General features: G+C 64.5%; 24 protein-coding genes and 2 pseudogenes. 20 read left to right on the top strand and 6 right to left on the bottom strand.

Going from position 1 to position 24476, the window contains the following annotated elements:
- Position 1 precedes the first annotated feature (1 nt).
- The 9 genes from QZH52_RS32210 to QZH52_RS32170 all read left to right on the top strand — a co-directional run bounded on the left by QZH52_RS32210 (position 2) and on the right by QZH52_RS32170 (position 7438).
- Positions 2–409, top strand: a complete 408-nt coding sequence (locus QZH52_RS32210; RefSeq protein WP_301815158.1) for a VOC family protein — start codon at positions 2–4, stop codon at positions 407–409.
- Positions 406–1197 (top strand): alpha/beta fold hydrolase, encoded by a 792-nt coding sequence (locus QZH52_RS32205; RefSeq protein ID WP_301815157.1) that lies wholly within the window; start codon positions 406–408, stop codon positions 1195–1197. Before QZH52_RS32210 ends, QZH52_RS32205 begins: the two co-directional genes overlap by 4 nt.
- Positions 1194–1994 carry an ABC transporter ATP-binding protein gene (locus QZH52_RS32200; RefSeq protein WP_301815156.1) on the top strand — a complete coding sequence of 267 codons (801 nt, stop codon included), beginning with the start codon at positions 1194–1196 and terminating at the stop codon, positions 1992–1994. Before QZH52_RS32205 ends, QZH52_RS32200 begins: the two co-directional genes overlap by 4 nt.
- An 11-nt stretch (positions 1995–2005) precedes the next feature.
- The gene (locus tag QZH52_RS32195) at positions 2006–2884 is read left to right on the top strand and encodes an ABC transporter permease (protein WP_301815155.1); all 879 of its coding nucleotides are present in this window, start codon (positions 2006–2008) and stop codon (positions 2882–2884) included.
- Between the two features lie 40 nt (positions 2885–2924).
- Positions 2925–3806 (top strand): ABC transporter substrate-binding protein, encoded by an 882-nt coding sequence (locus QZH52_RS32190; RefSeq protein ID WP_301815154.1) that lies wholly within the window; start codon positions 2925–2927, stop codon positions 3804–3806.
- The gene (locus QZH52_RS32185) at positions 3807–4022 is read left to right on the top strand and encodes a hypothetical protein (protein ID WP_301815153.1); all 216 of its coding nucleotides are present in this window, start codon (positions 3807–3809) and stop codon (positions 4020–4022) included.
- Between the two features lie 10 nt (positions 4023–4032).
- Positions 4033–5154, top strand: a complete 1122-nt coding sequence (locus QZH52_RS32180; protein WP_301815152.1) for an FAD-dependent monooxygenase — start codon at positions 4033–4035, stop codon at positions 5152–5154.
- A gap of 401 nt (positions 5155–5555) precedes the next feature.
- Positions 5556–6194, top strand: a complete 639-nt coding sequence (locus QZH52_RS32175; RefSeq protein WP_301815151.1) for a lecithin retinol acyltransferase family protein — start codon at positions 5556–5558, stop codon at positions 6192–6194.
- An 83-nt stretch (positions 6195–6277) separates the two neighbouring features.
- Positions 6278–7438 carry a carbohydrate porin gene (locus tag QZH52_RS32170; RefSeq protein ID WP_301815149.1) on the top strand — a complete coding sequence of 387 codons (1161 nt, stop codon included), beginning with the start codon at positions 6278–6280 and terminating at the stop codon, positions 7436–7438.
- Positions 7439–7578: 140 nt separating this feature from the next.
- On the opposite strand, the gene QZH52_RS32165 is transcribed toward QZH52_RS32170, so the two are convergent.
- A complete protein-coding gene (locus QZH52_RS32165; protein WP_301815148.1) occupies positions 7579–7959 on the bottom strand; it encodes a winged helix-turn-helix transcriptional regulator in 381 nt (126 codons plus the stop codon).
- Positions 7960–8011: 52 nt separating this feature from the next.
- Between QZH52_RS32165 and QZH52_RS32160 the strand changes: the two are divergent.
- The 10 genes and pseudogenes from QZH52_RS32160 to QZH52_RS32115 all read left to right on the top strand — a co-directional run.
- Positions 8012–8305, top strand: a pseudogene (locus tag QZH52_RS32160) (nuclear transport factor 2 family protein); the annotation flags it as partial.
- Between the two features lie 36 nt (positions 8306–8341).
- A pseudogene (locus QZH52_RS32155) lies at positions 8342–9109 on the top strand (SDR family oxidoreductase).
- A gap of 125 nt (positions 9110–9234) precedes the next feature.
- Positions 9235–9516 carry an integrase gene (locus tag QZH52_RS32150; RefSeq protein ID WP_301815147.1) on the top strand — a complete coding sequence of 94 codons (282 nt, stop codon included), beginning with the start codon at positions 9235–9237 and terminating at the stop codon, positions 9514–9516.
- The gene (locus QZH52_RS32145; protein WP_301815146.1) at positions 9488–10357 is read left to right on the top strand and encodes a GntR family transcriptional regulator; all 870 of its coding nucleotides are present in this window, start codon (positions 9488–9490) and stop codon (positions 10355–10357) included. Before QZH52_RS32150 ends, QZH52_RS32145 begins: the two co-directional genes overlap by 29 nt.
- The gene (locus QZH52_RS32140; protein ID WP_366919342.1) at positions 10354–10929 is read left to right on the top strand and encodes a nitroreductase family protein; all 576 of its coding nucleotides are present in this window, start codon (positions 10354–10356) and stop codon (positions 10927–10929) included. Before QZH52_RS32145 ends, QZH52_RS32140 begins: the two co-directional genes overlap by 4 nt.
- Positions 10930–11130: 201 nt before the next feature.
- Complete coding sequence (locus QZH52_RS32135) at positions 11131–13464, top strand: FdhF/YdeP family oxidoreductase (RefSeq protein ID WP_301815145.1); 2334 nt, start codon at positions 11131–11133, stop codon at positions 13462–13464.
- Between the two features lie 19 nt (positions 13465–13483).
- The gene (gene fdhD, locus QZH52_RS32130; RefSeq protein WP_301815144.1) at positions 13484–14302 is read left to right on the top strand and encodes a formate dehydrogenase accessory sulfurtransferase FdhD; all 819 of its coding nucleotides are present in this window, start codon (positions 13484–13486) and stop codon (positions 14300–14302) included.
- 102 nt (positions 14303–14404) lie between these two features.
- Positions 14405–15166, top strand: a complete 762-nt coding sequence (locus tag QZH52_RS32125; RefSeq protein WP_301815143.1) for a helix-turn-helix domain-containing protein — start codon at positions 14405–14407, stop codon at positions 15164–15166.
- A 195-nt stretch (positions 15167–15361) separates the two neighbouring features.
- Positions 15362–17734, top strand: coding sequence for a di-heme oxidoreductase family protein (locus tag QZH52_RS32120; RefSeq protein ID WP_301815142.1), 2373 nt, complete (start codon positions 15362–15364; stop codon positions 17732–17734).
- A 25-nt stretch (positions 17735–17759) separates the two neighbouring features.
- Positions 17760–18761, top strand: coding sequence for a glycosyl hydrolase (locus tag QZH52_RS32115; protein ID WP_301815141.1), 1002 nt, complete (start codon positions 17760–17762; stop codon positions 18759–18761).
- A gap of 41 nt (positions 18762–18802) precedes the next feature.
- Here QZH52_RS32115 and QZH52_RS32110 read toward each other — a convergent pair whose 3' ends face one another.
- The 4 genes from QZH52_RS32110 to QZH52_RS32095 form a co-directional block, all read right to left on the bottom strand.
- Positions 18803–20902: an ATP-binding protein gene (locus tag QZH52_RS32110; protein ID WP_301815140.1), complete on the bottom strand. Its 2100-nt coding sequence runs from the start codon at positions 20900–20902 to the stop codon at positions 18803–18805.
- 4 nt (positions 20903–20906) lie between these two features.
- Positions 20907–21266 carry a DNA-binding transcriptional response regulator gene (locus QZH52_RS32105; protein ID WP_301815139.1) on the bottom strand — a complete coding sequence of 120 codons (360 nt, stop codon included), beginning with the start codon at positions 21264–21266 and terminating at the stop codon, positions 20907–20909.
- Positions 21267–21429: 163 nt separating this feature from the next.
- Positions 21430–21606: a hypothetical protein gene (locus QZH52_RS32100; protein ID WP_301815138.1), complete on the bottom strand. Its 177-nt coding sequence runs from the start codon at positions 21604–21606 to the stop codon at positions 21430–21432.
- Positions 21607–21625: 19 nt separating this feature from the next.
- A complete protein-coding gene (locus QZH52_RS32095) occupies positions 21626–22147 on the bottom strand; it encodes a Dps family protein (RefSeq protein ID WP_301815137.1) in 522 nt (173 codons plus the stop codon).
- 294 nt (positions 22148–22441) lie between these two features.
- Here QZH52_RS32095 and QZH52_RS32090 point away from each other — a divergent pair, with 294 nt between their 5' ends.
- Positions 22442–22894: a hypothetical protein gene (locus QZH52_RS32090; protein WP_301815136.1), complete on the top strand. Its 453-nt coding sequence runs from the start codon at positions 22442–22444 to the stop codon at positions 22892–22894.
- Positions 22895–23012: 118 nt separating this feature from the next.
- Here the strand turns inward: QZH52_RS32090 and QZH52_RS32085 are convergent, their stop codons facing one another.
- Complete coding sequence (locus QZH52_RS32085; RefSeq protein ID WP_301815135.1) at positions 23013–24476, bottom strand: efflux transporter outer membrane subunit; 1464 nt, start codon at positions 24474–24476, stop codon at positions 23013–23015.

Raw genomic sequence — 24476 nt, 5'->3', positions numbered from 1 at the left:
GATGCCCCTTACTGCTCTCCACCATTTCACAATTCGCTGCACGCCCGAAGAGTTGCCGCCCCTGGTCGACTTCTACACGTGCGTGATGCGCCTTAAGGTCGGTGCGCGGCCAGAGATTCCCGCGCCCGGCGCGTGGCTCTACGCAGAAGGGCAGCCGATCGTGCACCTCTACGCCCATTTGGACAGACCCGACGAGCCGGTGCAGCCCGTCACGGGCCACGTCGACCACATTTCGTTCCGCTCGCACGGGCTCGCCGAGATGCGGGAGCACCTTCGCGCACTCGATGTGCCATTCGCCGAAGCGCCGATTCCTGGCTGGGCGATCCACCAACTCTTCCTCCACGATCCGCGCGGTCTCAAAATCGAGATGACCTTTTGGCTAGACCAAGAGGAAGGAAGCGCCGCATGACGAACTTCGTCCGGGCGGGCGACCTGCGCATCGCCTTCGATCGTGAGGGAGACGGCCCGCCGTTGCTCCTGATGCATGGCGCAGAGGCCTCGCGTCTGATGTTCGCGGCGCTGGTGCCGCATCTGTCAAAGTACTTCACCGTGATTGCGTACGACCAGCGGGATTGCGGCGAAACCGAGGGCCCGGATCGTCCATCGACCCTCGCAGATCTGGCAAAGGATGCGCAAGAGCTCATGAAGGCGCTGGGATTTCGGCGCGCACATGTGTTTGGCTCGTCCTTCGGCGGACGGGTGGCGCAGGCACTGGCTTTGCTGTATCCGCGCGTCGTAGATCACTTGGTGCTGGCCAGCACCTGGCCGCTGCCCAGGCCCTATGAGGAGCTGTGTCCCGATGCGCGCCAGCTGGGCGAGTTGCGGCGCGGCCTTCCGGACACAGCCGAGGAACTGGCAACCTGGTTCTTCCCCGAAGCCTTCCTCGAGAAGCGGCCCGAACTGCGGTGCATCTTTGCCCAGGCACGGCCCGAATCAACCCGCTCCTCGAGCCGCGCAGCCACCGTGGCGACCGCGCTCGACATGGGCGTGGCCGACATCGTCGCACCCACGCTGGTGCTGGCCGGCGAACTCGATCGCGTAGTGCCTCCGGCCGTGACCCTCGCGATGTCAGGTCGGATCCGCGGCGCCGACGCGGCAATGCTGCCGGGCATCGGCCACGTCACCGCCATGCAGGCGCCGGAGGTCCTGGCGCATCACATCGTCCGCTTCCTCAGTCCACAAGGAACCAAGCAATGAGCACGAACCACGAACGCACACGCGGACGTCCCGACTACATCCGCATCGAAGGACTCTCGAAGCATTTCGGCGATGGCGGCCAAGGCGTGCTCGCACTGAAGGACATCGACTGCAGCATCGAGCAAGGCAGCTTCGTGACCATCGTCGGCCCGAGCGGCTGCGGAAAGAGCACTTTGCTGCGCATACTCGCAGGCCTACTGAACTACGACATCGGCCACGTGGTGCTCGATGGGCAGCCGATCCGGGGCACGCGGCGCGACGTAGGCGTTGTATTCCAGAGCTCGATCCTCCTGCCTTGGCGCACCATCCTCGAGAACGTGATGCTCCCGGCCGAGGTGCTGGGAATTCCGATGAAGCGGGCACGCGAGCGCGCGACGCAACTGTTGCACATGGTCCGTCTCGAGGGCTTCGAGCACAAGCTGCCCCGGCAGCTGAGCGGCGGCATGCAGCAGCGCGCCTCCATCGCGCGGGCCCTGCTGCACGACCCGAAGATCCTGCTGATGGACGAGCCATTCGGTGCACTCGACGCGATGACGCGCGAGCGCATGAACCTGGAGCTGCAGCGCATCTGGATGGAAAGCGGCAAGACCGTGGTCCTCATCACGCACTCGATCCCGGAAGCGATCTTCCTCGGCGACAGGGTATTCGTCATGTCTTCGCGACCCGGCACGCTGGAGCGCGTGCTACCCATCGATCTACCTCGTCCGCGCTCCATGGAGGTGATGTCCCACCCCGTCTTCGCCGCCGCATCCGCATCCATCCGCGAGCGCTTTTCGCACGCCGCTTCGTTTGACTGAGAGAGACCGTCATGACCACCGCCATGCTCACAACCAACGATTCCATTCCGCAGTCACCTAGTCCGACGGGGGCGAAGCCGACACGGCGCGCCAACCCTTTTGCCACTACGCGGGTGCAGTCGGTCTTGCTCCTCGTCGCGCTGCTTGGTTCGTGGGAAGCCGCGGTGCGGCTCTTCAAGGTGCCCAAGCACCTAGTGCCACCGGTCAGCGACATCGCAGTTGCGCTGTGGCGCGGCCTCGCGACCGGCCCACTCGCGAAGGACGGCTTCTGGTATCACGGAGGCGTGACCGTGGCCGAGATCCTGCTGGGCTTTGTGATCGGCAGCGGGATCGGACTCGCCATTGGTATCGTCGTGTCGCAGATGCCAAGAGTCGAGACGCTGCTTGAGCCATACGTCGCCGCCTTGCAAAGCGTACCCAAGGTGGCCATCGCCCCCATCATCGTGGTGTGGCTGGGCTTCGGCATCAGCTCGAAGGTGGTGATCATCTGCCTGCTCACCTTTTTCCCGGTGCTGGTCACCAGCATCGCGGGCTTTAAGGCGGTGGACCCGGACCGGATCGACCTGCTGCGCTCGCTGTCCGCAACGCAGTGGCAGATCTTCCGCAAGGCGAAGTTTCCGAGCGCGCTGCCCTATATCTTCGCGGGGCTGAACATGGCCGCCGCCTTCAGCGTGGTGGGCGCGGTCGTCGGCGAGTTCGTCGGCGCCCAGGCCGGCCTGGGCGTGCTCATTCTGCAGATGGAGGCGCAGATGGACACCGGCGGCAGCTTCGCCGTGTGCGTGTTGCTGTCGGTGATCGGCATCGTACTGACCGGCCTCCTACGCCGAATCGAACGCCGCGTGCTGCACTGGATGCCGGCCGACACATCGAAGCGGACGGTCAACGTCTGAACCCGGCCCCCTCCCCTATTTCTTCACAAAGGAGTAAACCATGTTGACGCGACGTAATTTTGGCCTGGGCATTGGTGCCCTTGGCCTAGCCGCCGAACTGCCGGCGCTGGCGCAGAGTGAGCGGGTGATGCGGGTCGCCAATACCGTCGGGGTGAACGACCCCCAGCAATGCTTCGTTACCGCAGGCCAATCTCCCAGACTCAACTTCTACAAGCCCAATGGTGTGGACGTCGAGTACGTCAACATGTCCAGCATGACCCAGGCGCTCCAAAGCCTGCGCGGCGGCCACGTGGAGTTCGGCCCGGCGGTGCCTGGCGTACTGCTGCCGGCGATGGCCAAGGACCCGGGGCTCGACTTGGTGAGCGTGTACAAGTGGCTGCCGCGCAATGCCAACGTGATCGTGGTGAAGCCGGACAGCCCGATTAAGTCGGCGGCGGACCTCGCGGGCAAGCGCATCGGCGTGCGCAGTCAGGGCGACACCGGCATCGTCATCACGAAGACCATGCTGGCGGAACTTGGCCTGAAGGACGACAAGTGCGAGTACATCGCGATCGGCGACGGCGCGCCGGCAGGCGCGGCGATCGACAACGACCGGGTGGATGCGATGGTGGCCTTCGACACCATCACCGCGCGCATCGAGCTGGTTGGTACCAAGCTGCGCTACGTGCCCCTCACGCCGAAGTTCGCGCAGCTGGGCTCGGGCTGGATGTGCGTGCCGCGCAAGCTACTGAAGGAGGACCGCAAATCGGTTGTGGCTTTGTTCCAGGGCATCGCCAAGTCGACGATCTTCGCGAATGCCAACCTCGACGCGGCAATCGACCTGCACTGGTCGGTGTACCCCGAAAGCCGGCCCAAGGGCCGCAGCGAGGACGAGGCGCGCAAGGAACTGGCTTTCATCCTCAAGGACCGCAAGAACAGCTAGATGCGCCGGCCCGACGACCCAGACCAGCGCATGGGTGCATCGTCGCTCGCCGAATGGAAAGCCAACATCGAGATGACCGCGGAGAGTACCAAAAACCCAAAGCTCGCCGAGGAACTCGGCGACCCGAATCGCCTGTTCACCAACGAGCTGATCGAAGACATCAACGCCTTCGACAAGCAGGCGGTGGTCCGGATGGCCAAGGAATTCAAGCTGTAGGAGCAGACCCATGAACGTCCTCATCTCCGGAGCCAGCATGGCTGGTCTGTCGGCCGCATTTTGGTTCTCCCGACTCGGCCACCGAGTGACTATCGTCGAGCGCGCAGATGGCCTGCGTCCCGGAGGCGCACCCATCGACGTTCGAGGCCGCGCACTCGCGACTGCCGAACGCATGGGCATTCTGGCGAGAATTGTTGAGGAGAAGGTCACCATTTTCGAGCCTGCGCCGGTTCTTGACGGCGCGGGCACACAGGTCGCGACTCTCGATCTGCGCTGGTTTGCCAATGAGACGGGCGAGGACACCGAGATCACGCGCGATCGGCTCAACCAGATCCTGTTGAACGCCATCCCCGCGGATGTCGAGTTTCGCTTTAGGACGTCCATCTCTTCGCTGAGCGACGGGTCTGGCGGCGTGGACGTCATCTTCACGGATGGGCTGAAAGGTCACTACCACCTAGTCGTCGGCGCCGACGGCCTTCACTCCAACGTACGTAAGCTCGCCTTCGGACCGGAGAAGGACTATGTCCGCCACTTTGGCCACTACGTCGCGCTCGTCGACCTTCCGAGCGATAGGGAGTGGCAACGGGGCATGCTCAACATTCCTGGGTTGACGATTGCGGTGCGCGATACGGGCGATGGGCCGCAAGCAATGATGCTTGTCGCCAGCCCCGAGGTGGACTACGACTACCGTGACCTGGACGCCCAACGCAGGATGATCGGCGACTTCCTCTCCCGCGTCGACGCATGGCAGGTGCCCGCGTTGCGCGCAGCATTCGCAGACCCCAATGCCAAGGGCTTCTATTTCGATTCGGTGAGCCAGACCCATATGCCGAGTTGGATTCAGGGCAACGTCGCAGTCATCGGAGATGCGGGACATTGCGCCGCGCTGCTGTCCGGCATGGGCACGACGCTGGCGATGGTTGCTGCGGAGACCCTCGCAACGACGTGGACTGAGTATGAGGGCAATATGGAAGCGGCCTCTCCAACCTACCATGAGCGCCTGCGCCCCTACGTCGACCAATGCCAGGCGTTCGCCCATCAAGGCGCTCCAATCATGGTTCCGTCGACGCAGGAGGCCCTCGACGAGCGCAATGCGACGTTCCGAGCACATGCCTCCAAACTCACGGCTTGAATTGTGGCTACACACCGAGGCACTGCGGCGACTAGTGCCGTCACCGCATCGTGGCATCCATCGAGGACCAGGGTGTGCAGCTTTCCAGTTGGGAGCCCATACATGCGGGGCTCAGCTCGTCGCTGAGGCCTGACATCCTGTCGTGAACCGGCGCCCAGTACAGCCGACACATTCACTGCAACATAGCGGGCGCAGTGCGTCGCGGTAGAGGTTCCAGTTATCAGAGCCATCATCCGGGCTTCGCGGCCGCAAATCAAACCGATATGCCGATCCCGCGCCGCGACGGTTGGCGCCTGGGTCTCCCGGCATCACCCGCGGATATTGCCGTGCCGTTTCAAATGCAATGGACGCCGGCGCTCTGAGACATAGTTCCGCATCGTCGAGAGCCGAGACTGGCGTGCATGAAACCACATACACAACCCGTGCTTGCTCTGGACGAGTTGGCAGTCGGAGACCATCTGGTGTCACCGCGCAGAGGTTATTCTCACCACGGAATCTACGCGGGTAACGGCCGCGTGATTCACTACTCTGGCTTCAGCCGCCGCTGGCGTCGCGGACCGGTAGAGGAGGTGTCTCTTGCGCACTTCTGCCTCGGCCACCCACTGCTGGTCCGTGACAGCTCCCAAACTCCCTGTGACGGGGCGGCTCGTGTTGAGCGGGCACGACGCCGATTGGGAGAGAATCGCTTCTCCGTATGGAGCAACAACTGCGAACATTTCTGCCACTGGTGCATGCACGGCGCCAGCCGCAGTGAACAGATCGAAGCTCTGCGCACCCCTTTGCGCACGCTAGTTTCCCTCCTTGTCCACAACGCCAGTTCTTCCCTATCCGCTGAGGGGGCACAAGCCTCACACCGCGCCGGAGTCCAGTACAAGCCGGGCGAAAGTTTCCCAGACGGCTTTGCCGCGAAATCGGGAGAATCATTTGGGGCTGGTGCAGGACCATCAACTCAGGCCAGCCGTCGAATCGGGACTTTGCGCGGCGGAAGCAGGCGGTTAACGAGCCCTCTGCTGGGGCGGCTTGATGTCAGTGACACATGAGCAATGCGCTCACATCGCGGCTTGTATTCATGGCCGCGGCCTTCGCCGCAAGCGCGGCGGAGAATGGCAGTGCGTAGGAACGCGTGCTCACTCCTTCGCTGGTCTATGACGGCTCGGCCATCGGCGTGTTGCAGGGCGGCGCCCGCGAGGGCGAAACCTTTGTGGGAAGCCTGCATGTGCGCCTGCACGCCACTGCGCCCGAAACCTCCGCCTGGGCCGGCACCACCGCGCTGATGGATATTCGCTCCTTGCACGGAACACCGCCGGGAGCCTGGGTCGGTGATGCGCAGGGTGTGACCAACATCGCTGGCCCCTCGGGAACCGACATCGAGGAGCTCTGGGTGCAGCACAATTTCCGGAACTCAACCATGTCGGTGCTAGGCGGGATCTATGATCTGAACACCGAGTTCTATCACCTGCAGGCCGCGGGTCTGTTCCTCAACAGTTCGTTCGGCATGGGTCCCGAGTTTTCCCAAAGTGGCGTCGAGGGGCCGTCCATATTCCCACGCACTGCGATGGGCGTGCGCGTCGCGGCCAAGCCCGCACCAGGGATGGTCCTTCGCGCTGCGTTGCTGGACGGAGTGCCCGTGGTGCGGCCGGACGGCTCACGTGGTGCTTTCCGCCCGGGCGATGGTGCACTGGCCGTCGCGGAGGCCGCCTTTCTCTCGCGGCCGACCAAGGCCGCGGACGACCAGACGAGCCCGCGCGATCGCATCGGTCGCTTCTCCAGCCTTTCGCCCTATCAGGACAAGCTAGCGCTCGGTGTCTGGCACTACACGGGGAGCTACCCGGACGTCGGCCCGGCGGGGGCGCTCGGCGCGCTCCATCACGGCAGCACCGGAGGCTACGCGATCGGCGAATGGCGGCTGCTGGGTCGAAGCGCCGACGCCGAGCAGACGCTCGCCGGCTTCATGCAGCTCGGCACCGCGGACGCGAGCACCAATCGCTTCCAGACCTACATCGGCATGGGCCTCGTTGGCACCGGCTGGGTCCCCGGTCGCCCTAGCGACCAGATCGGCCTGGCGATCGCCAGTGCGCGCAACGGCTCGCCTTACCGCCAGTCGCAGCGAATCCAGCGCCAGGACACGGCAGCGGCCGAAACTGCAGTTGAACTGAGCTATCTCACCCAGATCACCAAATGGTTGATCGTGCAGCCGGACCTGCAGTACGTAATGCGTCCGAACGGCAGTTTTACGTTGCGCAATGCCTGGGTGGCCCAACTGCGATTCGAGTTGACGTTCTGACGCGGAAAGTGACAGCTCCCGACGTCCTGTCGTCGCCGCGCAATGGATGAGGCAATGCCTTAGCCCCCAATCATTGCCAAAATTCAGGATCATCAATGGCTGAACTTCGCCTGCTCGAGGTGCGGGCACTCAAAACCATCCTATTGAATGCTGTATTGCTCCCGTAGCTCAGCCCATTTCAGCAAGCCGTCCAATGCCGGGCACAGTTGTTGGCCCCAAGCCGTCATCCGGTAGTCGACTCTTGGTGGCATTTGAGGATGCACCGTGCGTTCGACGATGCCGTCAGCCGCGAGTTGTCGCAATTGCTGGGCGAGCATCTTCTGGGAAATGCCGGTGATGCATTTCTCTAGATCCGAGAACCGCTGCACCTTCCCACCGAAGAGATGGAACAGGATCACGAGCTTCCAGCGCCCCTCCAGCAGGCTGAGACATGCCTCGACGTCGATGGCGGCGGTGAGTGGCGTATAGGCCTTGCGCTCGACAAGAGGTGCTGCACTAACTTGTTGGTGTGTACTTGTCATTTGATAAGTTTAAGCCGAGCATCGGCCCACTACCACTTGCTCGCTGACTTCCATGAATGTCAAAACCCCCGATGCCATTGCGCGGTACCTCGAATCGCGTGAAGCCGACAACGAAGCCTCGCTCAGCAACTACTTTCGCCCAGATGCAGTAGTTCGCGACGAGGGCCAGACGTTCCGTGGCTTGAACGCCATATGCGTCTGGAAGGCGGCAGCTAAAGCCAAGTACCAGTACCGGCTGACGCCACTCAGCCTATCGCGGGAAGGCGACACGTTCAAGCTGTTGGCGCACCTTGAAGGCAATTTCCCCGGCAACCGGATCGACTTGATTCACGTGTTTGTCCTCAAGGACGGCCTCATTGACTCACTTGAGGTCCGCACACCTGTGGAACTCGAGGGTCGTAGGGCGCTTGTCACGGGCGGCACCAAGGGGATTGGGGCCGCCGTCGTCGAGCGACTAACCCTGGCTGGGGCTACCGTGTTAACCACGGCACGCTCCGCGCCGGCGGACCTTGGGAACGCAGCCTTCGTGGCCGCGGATCTGTCCACTGCGGACGGCTGTGACAGCGTTGCACACGCCGTCGCGCAATAGTTTGATGGCGTGGACATCGTGGTACACGTGGCGGGAGGCTCTTCGGCACCTGCCGGCGGCTTCGCCGTGCTGGACGACGGCGAGTGGCAGAAGGCGCTCGCCATGAATCTTTACGCCGCCGTTCGAATTGACCGAGCCCTCCTGCCGGGCATGCTTGCTCGCGGCGTCGGCGTCATAGTACATATCACCTCTATTCAGGGCCAGATGCCATTGCCGGAGGCAACTACTGCCTACGCGGCAGCCAAGGCCGCACTGTCCACCTACAGCAAAAGCCTATCCAAGGAAGTCAGTCCCAAGGGCGTGCGCGTGGTGCGCGTGGCGCCTGGCTGGGTCGAGACCGAAGCTGCGGTGAGTCTCGTTGAAAGAATCGCCAAAGAGAAGGGAACTGACTACGACAATGCGCGCCGCTCCCTAATGAACTCCCTAGGCGGTATTCCGCTTGGGCGTCCCGCCAAGCCCGAGGAAGTCGCCGAGCTCGTCGAGTTTCTGGTGTCTCAGCGCGCAGCTTCCATCACAGGGGTTGAGTATGTGATCGACGGTGGAACGGTTCCCGTTGCGTAAAGACAAGGTGCGACGCAGCGCCAGTATGCACGGGACTCTTTGGAAACAATGATTGAATCTCACCCGACCCCCCACGAAGCAGACAACCCGGCCTCCACCACATCAATCGCTGATCGGAGTGCCCGATGAGCACGCCTGCGGATTCCCTACTCGGGAAGCTGCTGGCCGTGCTGCTCGATGCACACGACGACAAGGGCCGCGTACCGATCATGCATTTGCGCCGGCAGTTCGGCCTCCCACTGACCGACCTCATGCGAGCCCTCTCCACGCTCATGGAAGCGAAATTGGTGGAACTGACGAGACTTCCCGATCAGAATATTGCAGCCGCCCTCACCGAAGCTGGTCTGGGCCTCGCGCGCCAGAACCACGGGCTCCGCCTTGAAGCTCAGCGAAAGACTGTTCGATGAACTGGAGCGCGCCATCCGCAATGGCGTGCTGCGGGCGGGCGAGCACCTTCCCTCCATCCGGGAGGCCTGCCGTACCCGCCAGTTGAGTGTGACCACGGTGTCTCGTGCATCCCTGCAACTCGAAAGCCGCGATCTCATCGAGAGCCAGCCGCAATCCGGCTACTTTGTTCGCGCACTCCATGTCGAGCCCAGCTCGGATCCGATCGCGGTCTCGCAGCCGCCGGACACATCGACTGATGTAGACACCAGCCGGCTGTTACTCACCACGATCAACTCGATCCGCACCGGCAGCGCGGTGCCACTGGGCTCACCCTACCCGGACCCGACACTGCTTCCCTGGCAGCGCGTTCATCAGCAGATCAGCGCCTTCGCCAGGCGCCTTCGCGACGCGCGAGCCGTGTTGGACGATCAACCGCCCGGCCATCCGGAGCTGATTCGGCTCAGCACGCCCACCTTGCCCCAGCTCGGCGTCGCGGAATACCTGAAGAACGACGGCTTCAAGCATCACCTGCGCCGGGTGCGGCAGACGCTGGCGCAGCAGGCCCGCATCATGATCTCGATGGCCCGGCGCTTCTTTCCCGAGCACAGCCGCCTTTCTCGGCCAGAGGGCGGCTGCGTGTTATGGGTCGAGCTGGCCCCCCATGTGGGCACCATGGCGCTCTACAGGGAAGCGCTGGAACGCGGATGGTCGATCGGAGCCGACCGGATGTTCTCGACCTCGAACACCTATGGACATTTCATGCGGCTCAACTACAGCTATCCTTGGTCGCCCGAGATCGAGGCGGCGGTGATCGAGTTGGGCAGGATCGCGGCAGCAATGACCGTACGGAGTGCACGATGAGCACGGACGCGCTGCTGTCTGCAATGCTGTCTAGGCGCTCAGTCTCTCCGAGGCGCCTTGGGTCGCCTGGACCGAGCGCCGCGCAACTTGGGAGCTTGGTGGACGCGGTCCTTCGCGCACCGGACCACGGCCGCATGCTGCCTTGGCGCCTCGTCGACTTCGGCGATGCAACACGTGCGCGACTGGCTGATCTGTTCGAGGACGAGAAGCGCCGCAGGACACCCGATGCGACGACGCAGGACATCGAGCGTGCCCGCGCACATGCCACGCAGACGCCAACGATGCTGGCCTTCGTCGTGCGGCCCGAGGCGGATGCGGTCGTGCCCGTGCCTGAGCAGTGGCTCGCCGCGGGCGCGGCGCTGGGCCAGTTGTTGATGGCAGCCCATGCGATCGGCTTCGGTGCCATCGTCTTGAGCGGCGATCGCGTCCAGGACCAGACCCTTCGTGAGGCGCTGGGCATTGCGCCGGCCGAGGTGCTGGCCGGCTTCGTCAGCATCGGAACGGCGATTTCATCTCCACCGCCTCCGCCGCCCGTGGACCGGAGCCGGGTGCTGTCAGACTGGAAGCCCTGAGCACCGGCCGCGGCGATTGTTTCAACTGACATACCCCGGATTGCAGCCGCAAGACACCGCGGTCCAGCCGCAACCAACGCGCAAGCCGCGGCTTCGACGATAGCGCTGTGCTTCTCCCAAACCGGCGGACCTGTGCTCGTGGTGAAGGGAGTGGCGCTTCTAGACTTTTCCACACCTTGAAGCACTACCCAGGAGAGACTCGTGTCCAGCAGGAATAGCAACCCGAACGCCAGAATCGAGCCGTACACGCATGCTGCCGCCGGATGGGGCGCCATCAAGCAGGTTGTCATCTCACTGGTGAAGGAGCGCGTTCCCGGCGAGAACTACAAGACACTTTTCAAGCAGAACCAGCGCGATGGCTTCGATTGCCCTGGCTGTGCATGGCCCGACCGCGAGCATGCGTCGACCTTCGAGTTCTGCGAGAACGGCGTCAAGGCCGTCGCGGTCGAGGCCACCAGCAAGCGGGTGACGCCCGACTTCTTCGCCGAGCACACGGTGACGAGCCTGCTCGAGGAATCTGACTACGAACTGGAGGAACACGGTCGCCTGACCGAACCGATGGCGTACGACCCGGCCACGGACACCTACAAGCCCATCGCATGGTCCGCCGCCTATGAACTTGTAGCCCAGCACCTGAAAAGGCTGGCGAGCCCCGACGAGGCTGCGTTCTATACCTCAGGTCGGGCCAGCAACGAAGCCGCCTTCCTGTACCAGTTGTTCGTACGCGTCTATGGCACCAACAACTTCCCCGACTGCTCGAACATGTGCCATGAGTCCACCAGCCGGGGCCTTCCCGGTACCGTGGGTGTCGGCAAGGCGACAGTCACGCTGGACGACATGGAGCGCTGCGACACCCTTTTCCTGTTCGGCCAGAACCCCGCGACGAACCATCCGCGCATGCTCGGCGAGTTACGCGAATGCGCCAGGCGCGGCGTGACCATCGTGGCCATCAATCCGTTGCGCGAGCGCGGGCTGGAACGCTTCACCAACCCGCAGAGCCCCATCGAGATGATGACCATGGGCAGCACTAGGATCGCCTCGGTCTTCGTGCGCCCGAAGCTCGGCGGCGACCAGGCCCTGCTAAAGGGCGTTGCCAAGCGCGTGCTCGAACGCGATGACATCGCATTGCTCGAAGGCGCGCCGCGCGTTCTCGATGCGGACTTCATCGCCGAGCACTGCAGCGGCTTCGAAGCTTTCGCTGAAGACCTGCGTCGCCAGCCCTGGGACGAGCTCGTCGCCGAGTCCGGTGTGGCCAGGGAGGAAATCGAGCACCTGGCCGAGATCTACATCCGTGGCAAGGCCGTGATCTCGACGTGGGGCATGGGCCTGACCCAGCACAAGAACTCGGTGCCCACGATCCAGATGCTGTCGAACCTCATGATGATGCGCGGCAACATCGGGCGGCCCGGTGCGGGTCTTCTGCCGGTGCGCGGTCATTCGAATGTGCAAGGGAACCGCACGGTGGGCATCGAGAACCAGCCGTCCAAGGCCTTCCTCGACAGATTGGCAAATGCCTTCGCCTTCGAGCCGCCGCGCCGGCATGGCTTCGACGTGGTGGAAACCATCGGCGCCATGCGTGACGGCCGCATCAGCGTGTTCCTCGCACTGGGCGGCAATTTTGCGATGGCCACGCCGGATACGGAGCGCACCTGGGAGGGCCTGCGCAACTGCGACCTCACGGTGCACCTTGCGACCAAGCTCAACCGCAGCCACCTGGTGCATGGGCGCGAGGCGCTCATTCTCCCCGTGCTCGGGCGCACCGAGATCGACGTGCAGGACGGGGTTGCCCAGGGCGTGACGGTGGAAGACTCGGTGTGCATGGTCCACATCTCCTACGGCATCAACAAGCCGGCGTCGGAGCACCTGCGATCCGAGACGGCCATCGTGGCCGGTATCGCCCACGCCACGCTCGGCGCTCGGCCGGTCGACTGGCTCGCACTATCGCGCGACTATGCGTGCATCCGCGACGCCATCGCGCTGAGTGTGGAAGGCTTTGAGAACTACAACGCCCGCGTCTCGACTCCTGGTGGCTTCCATTTCGGCGTGGCTTCACGCGAGCGCGTCTGGGAGACAGAGACGAGGAAGGCCCAGTTCGTGGTCAGCACCATCGAGTCCGACACGCCCCTGCACCGCGCACGACGCAAGTACGGCGAGCAGTTGATGGTGCTGATGACCACGCGCTCGCACGATCAATACAACACGACAGTGTACGGCCTGAACGACCGCTACCGCGGCGTGTTCGGACAGCGCCGCGTGGTGTTCGTCCATCGCGAAGACCTGAAGGTGCTGGGCTTCGCAGCCGGCGAATGGGTCGACCTGTTCAGCGTCTGGGAAGACGGCATCGAGCGACGCGCCGACCGCTTCCTGCTGGTCGAGTACGACATCCCGCGCGGGTGCATCGCCGCCTACTACCCGGAGACAAATCCCCTGGTACCGCTGGACAGCGTGGCCGATGTTTCGGGCACGCCGACCTCCAAGTCGGTGCCGGTGCTCATGCGACGTTCCGTTGCCTTGCCTGTCCCGATGGCGGCGTAGGCCTGTACCAGGAAGTCCCATGCTGGAAATGAACGAACCCAAGGGCTACGTCGAAGTCGGCGTGGCGCGCCACCGCAATGCCGCGCAGACGTTCGCCACTGATTGCGTGGCCCAGGAGTGGCCGGTCGCCCTGGTCTTCAACGGCATCTCGCACGCTGTGATGATGGCCACGCCACGCGACCTCGAAGCGCTGGCCGTCGGTTTTGCGCTGACCGAGGGCCTTGTGCGCAACGGTAGCGAGATTCTCGATCTCGAGGTGCTGATGCACAAGGAGAGCGCCGAGGTGCAGCTGACGGTGATCCAGCAGTCCTTTCAAGCCCTGAAGACCCGGCGCCGATCGCTCGCAGGTCGCACCGGCTGTGGCGTCTGCGGTATCGAAAGCCTGGGTCTGCTCGACCTGATGCCGGAGCCGGTTTCGCGCTCCGCCGTCGTGATCGAGCCGACAGCCGGGAGCATCCGTCGGGCAGCGGAGGAATTGCCCCGGTTCCAGGCGCTCACCAGACTCACGGGGGCGCTGCATGCCGCCGCGTGGTGCAGCCCGCAACGAGAGGTGCTGATGGCCGCGGAGGACGTGGGGCGTCACAACGCGCTCGACAAGCTGGTCGGTCAACGCGTGCTGGCTCGCCTGCCGCTCGACGATGGCTTCGTCTTCCTGTCGAGCAGGGCGAGCTACGAGCTGGTGAGCAAGGCGGCGCGCGCCAACATTCCGATGGTGGCGACCGTGTCGGCGCCGAGTTCGCTGGCCATTCAGATCGCACGCCAGGCCGGCATGACATTGGCGAGTTTCTGCCGCAGCGATAGCTTTGTCGACTACACGGCGACGACAAACCAGAGCTGACAAACTTGTCGCTCGCTTCAGTGCGACGCGACAAGTTTGTTACAAAAAGAGAAGTACTAAGTATTCGTCCCTCGCCCTCGGGTCCAGCGGTACACGAAATGCTTGGAAGCCGCCAATGACAAATCGAATCTTGGAAATCGAAGCGAGGGGTCCGCAACATATTGCCATACAGATGGTAGCGCGATGAGGGTTGCAACACTGATGTGGGATCCCGGCGCCTCGGCGCACATTGCGGGCGCCCTGGTCGCGCAGGGCATCGAGGTCGCGCCGTTTTCGGCCGCCAGCGCGTTTATCGCGGCCCATGCGGAGCAAGCGTTCGCGGCCATCCTGATCGAGGATTCCATGGCGCGCATCGATGAATGCCTGCTGGAAGTGGAGCCGCATCTTGAAGCGCAAACCGCACTCATCGTGGTCGGGGAAGGTGGCGCCCACAACATATCGCGCGCGCTGCTCCACGGTGCCGACGACTATGCAATCCGTTGCGAGCTCTCGCCCCATCACGTGGTCCAACGCACTATCGCCCGCATCAGCGCAAAGCTGCGCGCGTCCCGGAAGAGCACGCTGAAAGTTGGCGCGTGCACGCTCGACATGGCCACCGGCGTGTTGCACTCGAAGGACCGAGTGGAGCGGCTGACCTCGCGCGAGCTCACGTTGGCGCGTCTGCTCTTCGAGCAGTGCAACCAGCTGGTGACGACCGAGTACCTTCGCCAGGAACTCGTCGGCCGCATCGACGGCAGCGCGGAACGCGCAGTGCAGCAGCATGCCTACGAGCTGCGAAGGAAGCTTCAGCGCGTCGTGCCCTCGGGCGGCGAGCCGCTGCGCATCGAGACGGTGTACGGCAAGGGTTATCGGCTCGTCGGGTGATGGCCCGGCGCATGGGCGCCGCGTTCACTGCGGCCGATTCGCGCCAGCCGATGTGACAAATCGTGTCACGCCCTGCGTTTTCCACATCAACGGTGATCTGGCACGAGGACTGCGGGATTCATCGACGGCGATCGTCATGAACTTCCCTGAAGTTTTCTGGCATCCACGCCGCACGAAGCACAAGGAAAACGAATCGTGAACAAGAAGAACCTCGACGTCGGGCGACCGCCGTCGCTCATCACTGTCTCCCTCGCGTGTCTCTTCATGGCTGCTGCAACGCTGAGCGCCTGCGGCGGTGGTTCCGGCGGATCGTCCGCGGCCATCGCCGCCACTGCCCTCTCGTCCAGCGCCGGGACGCCTTCACCTTCGGCGCCCGCGGAAAGCGCACCGGACGAGCCGAGGAACCTCGGCACCGACATCGACACGCCGAACCCAGTCCCTCCGTCGCCGCCCTTGCCCCCGACGCAGCCCGTGTCGGTGGATGCAAGCCTGGGCATCACCAGCTTCTATCCGCTGTTCGCGGCAGGCTCGCCGATGACGGAGCAGATCCAGTACCGCGGGCCGGACGGAACGCTTGTCACGCTGATGGGGATGCGCCCCACGGAACGACATGCGCGCGAGCGCGGCGAACCCTGGACCGCACCCGACGAAGGACCGGGCCGGTATCTCACCTTCCCGTCCGCCTACTTCCAGAATCGCACCTACGGCATCGAGATTCGTGACCACGTGCCGGCGGGGAAGCAGCTCATCGAAATGACCCTGATCGTCAACGACGGCACCTTCGACGGCACGACCTTCAGTCTCTTTCGGAACAGCAACGATGAAGGCGTCCGCGACTACGGCTGGTCGCTCAACACAGGCTTCAACAATCCGACGATGGGCGGCAATCCGATCTGCATGGCGGGCAGCCGGGACTGCAAGATCGACTTCGATTCCTACTGGGACGTGCCCAAAGGCCAACCTCACCGCGCGCTCAAGATGGGCGACGTGATCGAGCTGTCGCCGGCCGAGCGCCTGGAGCGCTACGGCGATGGCATGCACGCCGGCGAGCCGGTCGCCGACAGTCTGAAGGGCAAAGCGGTGGTCGATGGGGCCGGCAGCCGCTACTACTCGTTCGAGCAGCTCTACGTCGTGGGGCAAGGCCTGGTGCCGTGGTACGGCGTGGCACCGCGGCTGAACTCCGCACCACTGCCCGATGCGACGCTGCTGGGTGGGTCGACGAGCCTTTCGTACAACTATTCGGAAGAGCCGATGCGCGTCTTCCAGCAGATGTCCAACAACATCGGCATCGTCAACGCCAAACGCTTCGTGCAGGGGCGGCGGCTGTTCCACTCGTCGTTCCTCGATGGCAGGCATTCGGAGCACCCGGACGACAACCCGGTGTTCGCCGCGCACGTCAACCAGCTCGGCCCGCGCTTCAACCAGGAGGGATGCATCGCATGCCACACGCTCAACGGCCGAAGCGTCGTCTCCGGCGTCGGCGTGCGCCTGGACTCGATGGCGGTGCTGACCGCAGCGGGTGCATCGACGGGCGCGAATCCGTTGCCCGATGCGGCCTACGGCGTGAACGTGCAGCAGCGCAGCCGCGACGCCAATGCAAGCGACCTTTCCGTGAGCGTGCAATCCTATGACACCACGCTGTACACGCTGCCCGATGGCGAAAAGGTCGGGCTGCAGAAGCCTGTCTATGCATTCAAGGGTCCGGTCCCCGCGAAGTTCTCCGTGCGCCAGGCGGCACAGGTCGTGGGCATGGGTTTGATCGAGGCGATCGACGAAAGCACCATCCTCGCGCTGGCCGACCCAACCGATCGCGATGGCGATGGCGTCAGGGGCGTGCCGAACTGGGTGACCAACCCCGAGACCGGCAAGGTCCACCTCGGACGCTATGGCTGGAAGGCCTCGAAGGCCACGCTGCGCCAGCAGATCGGCGACGCGCTGCTCAAGGACATGGGCGTGACCAGCCCTGTCTTTCCTTCGCGCGACTGCCAGCGGCTCGACCCGGGCTGCCGCAATGCGACCGGCGCCACAGCGATCTCCGAAACCGAAATCCAGCGTCTTTCGGACTACCTCTCGCTGCTGGCCGTGCCGGCGCAGCGCAGCCTGCGCAGCGGCTTCCCGGACGACACACGCGTCTCGCCCGAGCATGACGTGAACCCCGACCAGATCAACCGAGGCAAGGCCCTGTTCGCGCAGGCGCAATGCGTGGCCTGCCATACGCCGCAGATGAAGACAGGCGCGAACCATCCCTTCGCGGAGCTGCGCAACCAGACCATTCACCCCTACACCAACCTGCTGCTGCATGACATGGGACCGGGCCTGGCCGACACGCTGCCGGAAGGCAAGGCGACGAGCAGCATGTGGCGCACCGCGCCGCTGTGGGGACTGGGGTCGTTGAAGTACGTGCAGGGCAGCGAGCAGAACGCGCGCTACCTGCACGACGGCCGCGCGCGAACGCTGATGGAAGCCATCGTGTGGCACGGCGGCGAGGCCGCTGCGAGCCGCGCCAGGTTCGAGGAGATGTCGAAGGATGAGCGCACCGCGGTGATCGCTTTCCTGAGCTCCCTGTGATGCACGCCAACAGTGGAGATGGCAAGTGAACTTTCGTTTGCTCGAAGAACGACGGCGCCTGCTGGCCGCAACCCTCGCCGCTGCGAGCCTCGTCGCGTGTGGTGGTGGCGGCGGAGGTGGTGGTGCCGGATTCGCTGGTGGTGGCGGCAGTGGCAGCAACAGCGGCAACGGCAGCACTGGCAGCGGCGACGCCTCCGCATCTGCTAGTACTTCTGCTGGTGCTTCTGACGCCACACCACCCGCATCACCATCGAAGAGCACGAGGCGCGGCATCGCCTACGACCTTGCCACGGAGCAGGACATGGCCGCGCTCGCGCCCGGCGTCAGCTGGTGGTACGACTGGGGCTTGCGTCCGAACGTCGGCGCGCCTTCCGACCATGCCGCACGCTTCGGGATGGACTTCGTCCCCATGCTGTGGGGCGACTTCGACGACGCGCAGGCACTCGCTTATCTGCAGGCCCATCCGGAAATACGGCACCTGTTGCTGCTGAACGAACCGAACCTGACCGACCAGGCCAATCTGACGCCGGTGCAGGCCGCGCAACTGTGGCCACGCTATGAATCGATCGCCGCACGGACCGGCGTGCAGCTCGTCGGCCCCGCAATGACCTGGGGCACGATGCCGGGCTTCGCCGATCCGGTCGTGTGGCTCGATGCCTTCTACGGCGCCTATCGTGCGGCGAACGGCAACCGCGATCCGCAGATCGACTACCTAGGCCTTCACTGGTACGACTACGGCCTCGAGTCCCAACTCGACCGGCTGAAGAAGTACGGCAAGTCGTTCTGGGTCACCGAATTCGCCAACTGGCACAATGGCGACGGGAGCGCCCAGATCGACACGGTGGACAAGCAGAGGGCACAGATGACCGAGATGGTCGCGCTGTGCGAGTCCCGCGCCGACGTGTTCCGCTACGCGTGGTTCACCGGCCGCTGGACGCAAGGCAACGACCCGCATCATACGAGCCTCCTCGCGGACAATGGCGAGCTCATGGCGCTCGGAAGCCACTACCTCCGATTGCCGTACTGATGCATGATGCTGCGCGCGAGCGTCTTGACTTCAGCGCTCGTTCACTCGCGACCGAGCGTTAATGCAAGGGTCTCGGCGAGTTCGCGCAGTGCAAGCGGCTTGCGCAGCAGCGCAATCACACCGGCGTCGCGAGCACGCTGCTCGAGCGTCGCGTCGACGTTGCCGCTGACCAGGATCACCGGCAGGCCGGGACGAATCGCCTGCAGTTGCCTAACCAGCTCGCTGCCCGGCATGCCCGGCAACATTTCGTCGGTCAGCACGGCATCGAAGCGTTGCGGGTCCTCGGTGAAGGCTTCAAGGGCACGCTCGCTGCTCTCGAAGCCCACGGGTTCGTAGCCCAGTTCGGCGAGCAATTCCTCGGCCAGTTCAACCAGCGGCCGCTCATCGTCCACGACCATCACCACCTGCCCCGAGCCGCGCGGCCAAGCGGGGTCGGGGCGCTGCGCCTGCGCGTCGAATTCACCGGAAATCGGCAACCACACCGCCACGCAGGTCCCGTGACCCGGCTCGGTCTGGATATCGATCGCGCCGCCGAGATCCGAGACGATGCCATGCACCATCGACAGACCGAGCCCCGTGCCCTCCCCCACCTTCTTCGTGGTGAAGAACGGATCGAAGGCTCGCTGCAGCACATCGGCCGACATGCCGCGACCGGTATCGGACACGATAAACCGCACATAGTCACCCGCCGCAATGTCTCCATGCAACAGGTGCTGGGACGCGCTCGAGCGCATGCGTTCCAGCCGCACCTCGATCACGCCTGTTTCGACGATGGCCTGCGATGCGTTGGTGCACAGGTTCATCACCACCTGGTAAAGCTGCGTGCCATCGCCCATCACCGCCGCCGCGCCCGCTTCGAGCCGCGCTTCGAAGCAGATCGACTCGGGCAGCGTCGGCCGCAGCATCGCGATCGCTTCTTCGACGACAGCCTGGATGTGAACCGGCTTGCGCTCGGCGACGCCGCTACGGCTGAAGTCGAGGATGCGGCGCACCAGCACCCGGGCACGCGCACCAGCCTGCATCACACGGTCGAGGTGACGCCGCATATCGCTGCCCGGCTCCGCGTGCCGCTGCGCCATCTCGCCGAAGCCGAGTATCGCGCCCAGGATGTTGTTGAAGTCGTGCGCGATGCCGCCCGCCAGCGTACCCAGCGACTCCAGCCGCTCCGCCTTTTGCAGCCGCGCCTGCAACGCGGCCTTCTCCGCTTCGCCGGTTTCCAGCCGTCTCAGCTGATGCAGCAGCCCGGCGATCGTCAGGACGACCAGCCCGGTGAGCAGCAGCGTTCGGATGATCGCGCTGCGCACCTCGTCATGCCAGGGGCGCAGGGCCTCTTCCTCGTCACGAATGATGCTCAGCGTCATCGGCCGCTTGCCGACCCCCACCGCCGCCACCAGCTTGGCCGATCCGTCGATCGGACTGATCGAGCGATCGACGAGAGGCGCACCCTTGAAGCGAGGAAGTTCTGGAAATCGCCGCGTCACGTCAAAACCTGCAATCTCCGGCTGCCGAACTACCAGCGTTCCGTCGTCCAGCGTCAGGACCAGCGCGCTGCCGTCGCCGAGATGGATCGCGGAGTAGGCGGCCTGGATCTGCTGGAGGGTGACGATCGCCGTGACCACACCATCGAATCTGCCTTCGGGCGTGCTGAGCCGCCGCGACACCACGAGCGCCGGCAACCGCTCGCTGCGCGTCACCACCGGCTCGTTGATGTAGAGGTCACCAGAGGGACGCTCGCGCTGGTTCTGGAAGTAAGGTCGATCCGAAACGTCCGCGAGCGGCTCGCCGGTCGTGCGGGAACGATGGCGCTGCATGCCCTGGGCATCGACCAGCGTGAGCACGCTGACCTGCGAAATGCCCACGACGCGCGCCGCCAGTGCGGCGGAGATGGCATCGGGCGGCAGGTGCCGGCCGGTGGTCTCGTACCAGTCGGCCGTGTCGCGCAGCAGCAGGTCGACCGCCTGCAGGTTGCGCGAACCCTGCTCGGCCAGCGCCTTGGCCAGATTGCCGAGCTCGCGCTCGTTGGCGAGCATGATCTGCTGATGCAGGCGCCAGCTGTCGTAGACCGCCGAGGCCGTAAAGGCCGCGACCAGCAGCACGCCCGCCGCGATGATCCAACGCCGAAGGCGGTCGCCCGACTTCATCACGCTAGAGCGCTTCCGCCACTGCGCCGAGCAGTTCTTCGCGGGTGCATGGCTTGGCGAGAAGCCGCTTGACGCCGAGCGCCCGGGCGGCGCCCGAATCGACGCCCAGGCTGCGCCCGAGTTGCGTGGAGATTCCGATGACCGCAGCGCACGGATAGGCAGCACGCACGGCCTTCACGGCGCAGGCCGTCTCGTCGCCGCGCGAGCGCGGATGCGGCAGATCCAGGATGACCAGAGCCACGGTGCTGTCGGATGCACTGCCTTGCCGCGGCAGCGCACGGACATCGTGCCCCTCGCAAGCCAGCCATTCGGAAATCAACACGCGCATCGCTACATCTTCCTCGATAACCATGATCTTTGACATGAATGCAATCCCTGTGTTGTCGTCTCATCTGGGTCCAATTAGGACCTATGCAGATGCTTTCGCGATGTCAGAACGGGAGTGGGCCATTACAGATGTAACCGGCGCACCGGCCTTCGCAAACGAGACAACGCCGGATCGCGCGGAGGGCCGGGCAGCCAAATGGCTAGCGCTGCGGCTCGTGCCGCGTGGATGTGTCGTCCAGCCGGTCGATGCGCTTGACGAGTTCACCGAGCTGGCTGCGGAGCGTCGCGACGCTGGATCGCAGATCGTCGAACTGCTGCGCCTGGATACGCGATTGCCGCTCCAGCGCGGACAGAAGAAGTTCCGTCATGTCGGCCATGGCAATGATCCTTACCGCCTCAGCCAGCGCGTCCGGCTTCGAAGAGGAACCACGCGCGCCGCTCGGCCTCGTCGATCCACACTTCCAGCAGGCTGGTGGTGGCCAAATCGCCCTGTTCGTCGCACAGCGCGTGTGTCGCGCGCATGAAGTCGACCAGGCGCAGATTGTCCTCGTGCAGCTCCGCCAGCATGTCCGTCGGAGTGACGAAGGTCGCGTCGTTGTCCAGCAGTCGTTGATGCCGCGAAATGTCGCCAATGGAGCGCAGCGTGGTGCTGCCCAGCTTGCGTGCGCGCTCCGCGATCGGGTCGGTGGTCGCGAAGATCTGGTCCGACTGCTCATCGAGCATCAGGTGATAGTCGCGGAAGTGCGGGCCGGACATGTGCCAGTGGAAGTTCTTCGTCTTGAGGTAGAGCGCAAAGGCATCGGCGAGCAGTGCGGCGAGTGCAGCCCCGACATCGCGCCGCACCTCTGCGCCGAGGGCGGTAGGGGTCCGGAGCGGTGCCTGGCGACGTGCGAGAGCAGATTCGAGCGTAGTAGTCATGTGATGTTCCTCTTGGGGGTGCATTCAATGAGAAGCGGGCTTCCGGCGAATGCGCATCCGACTGCCCGCCTCCACTTTGCCGCGCGCGAATTGAGCGGTGATTGCAGCGCGATCAACGATTCATTTCAGATGAAACTGGGACGCCTGCGATATGCAATCCGGCGGCAACCTGCCCCACCGACAGTAGAGGCAACCAAGCAGACGCGAGTCGCAAGGTTGTTTCGCGAGAGTGCCGGTTGCGCGTCTGCCGGTGCTGTCTCTACCCATTCATCCAGACGCGTGAAGGAAATCATCATGAAGAAGTTCAATGCAACGATGGGCCTGCTGGCCGTCAGCCTCGCCCTCACGGCCACCGCGGCGTCGGCCCAGGTGTCCCGCGCTGAAGTCCAGGCGCAATTGAAGGCCGCGCAGGCCAGCGGCCAGCTCGCTGCCCTCACCGGCGAGGACAGCGGCTCGGCCTACCTCGCGGCGCACTTCCACTCCACCGAGTCCCGCGGCGAAGTGAAGGACGAAGTCAAGGAAGCCCGCGCCGAAGGCACGCTGAATGCGCTGGACGGCAGCGACAGCGGTTCGTTCTACCTTGCGAAGCACCAGGTCCTGACCACGCCGCGCGCTGAAGTCAAATCTGAACTCGCGCAAGCCGAGAAGAACGGCACGCTCGATCAGCTCTATGGCGAAGACAGCGGCTCCTTCGAGCTCGCCGCCCTGCATGCGGCCGGTTCGCGGCCGGCCGTCGCGATGAAGTAAAGCATCGCGCCGCAAGGCGCATGCGGTCCCGAGCACGCCCGAGGGCGTGCTTTTCATGCTTGCAGCACGGGTTCGCGTTCAAGCGCGTCGAAGCCGTGATTCGCCACCGCCTCCCCACTCAGCGAGTGAACTCTCCTGCGACGCGCTCGGCATTGCCGGTATCCCGAAGCCATCCGCCGCCCAGCGACCGGTACAAGTCGACCAGGCTCTCCAGACGGTTCATCCGCACCAGCACCAGCCCGAGCTGGGCGTTGTACAGGTCGGTCTGCGCGGAGAGCACGTTAAGATAGTCGTCCACGCCGCTCTCGTATCGCAACTGGGCAAGCCGCATCCGCCGGTCCTGCGCGTCGGTGAATCGCAGTGCGGCAACGAGCTTGTCCTGATAGTTCGAGCGGGCGGCGAGGTTGTCCGATACCTCCCGGAATGCGACCTGGATCGCCTTCTCGTACTGCGCGATGCCGATGTCCTTTCGCACTTTGGCGACGTCAAGGTTGGCCTGGTTGGCGCCGGCATCGAAGATCGGCGCCGTCAGCGCCGGAACGAACGACCAGGCACTGGCGCCGGCACCGAACAGTCCCCCCAGCGTCGAACTCGCCGTGCCGAAGGTGCCGGTCAGCGCAATGCGCGGAAAGAAGGCCGCGCGTGCCGCGCCGATGTTCGCGTTCTCCGAGCGCAGAAGGGCTTCGGCCTGCAGGATGTCAGGGCGACGCATGAGCAGGTCGGAAGGCAGCCCTGCGGGCACGTCGTCGCGAAGGGTCTGCTCGCTGAGCTGGACCGGCTTTGGCAGGTCCGGCGGCAACGGTTGCCCCACGAGCAGCACCAGGCGGTTCTCTGCCTGTGCCCGCAGGCGCAACTGGTCCGCTTCATTCATGCGGGCGTTCTCGACGAGTGTCTGCGCCTGGGCCACGTCCAGTTCCGAAGCCGTGCCGACGTCGAACCTGCGCTGCACGATCGCAAGTGAGCTCGTGGCCGCTTCGAACGTCTTGCGCGTGACGGCGAGCTGGTCGTCGTACGCCAGCACGGTGAAGTATTGGTCGGCGACCTGCGACACCAGAAGGATCTGAACCGACTGCCGCGCTTGCGCACTCGCCAGGTACTGTTCGAGAGCCGCGTCGCTGAGGCTCTTCACACGTCCGAAGAAATCGATCTCCCACGCCGCGGAAAGCCCCACCGTCGCCGATCGCGCGTCGAGTGGGTTGCCGGATTGGGTGAGGCTGCCGGGCGTGCGCGAACGCTCACCCTGGACCCCGACCCCGATTTGCGGGTACAAGGCCGCGCGCTGGACACGGTACTCGGCCTGCACCTGCGCCACATTGAGCGCCGCGGCGCGCAGGTCGCGGTTGTTATGCAGCGCGATCTCGATCAGCCGCTGCAGACGCTCATCCGGCAGGAAGTCGCGCCAACCGATATCGGCAGCGGGCGGCAGATCCGCGTCGACGCTTGCAGCCGCGCCGTAGCCTTCGCCCTGAGGATAGGCAGCAGCAACCGGTGCCGTGGGCCGCTGGTAGACCGGTTGCAGCGAACAGCTTGCCATCAGGATCGCCGCGGCCGTTGCGACCGCACCGCGCTGGAGGAAGTGCAT

It is taken from the genome of Variovorax ginsengisoli, assembly GCF_030486595.1.
In the GTDB taxonomy this organism is placed as follows: Bacteria; Pseudomonadota; Gammaproteobacteria; order Burkholderiales; family Burkholderiaceae_C; genus Variovorax; species Variovorax ginsengisoli_B.
Note: the sequence above shows the minus strand (reverse complement) of the source record. Positions and strands in the feature narration are given on the sequence as shown.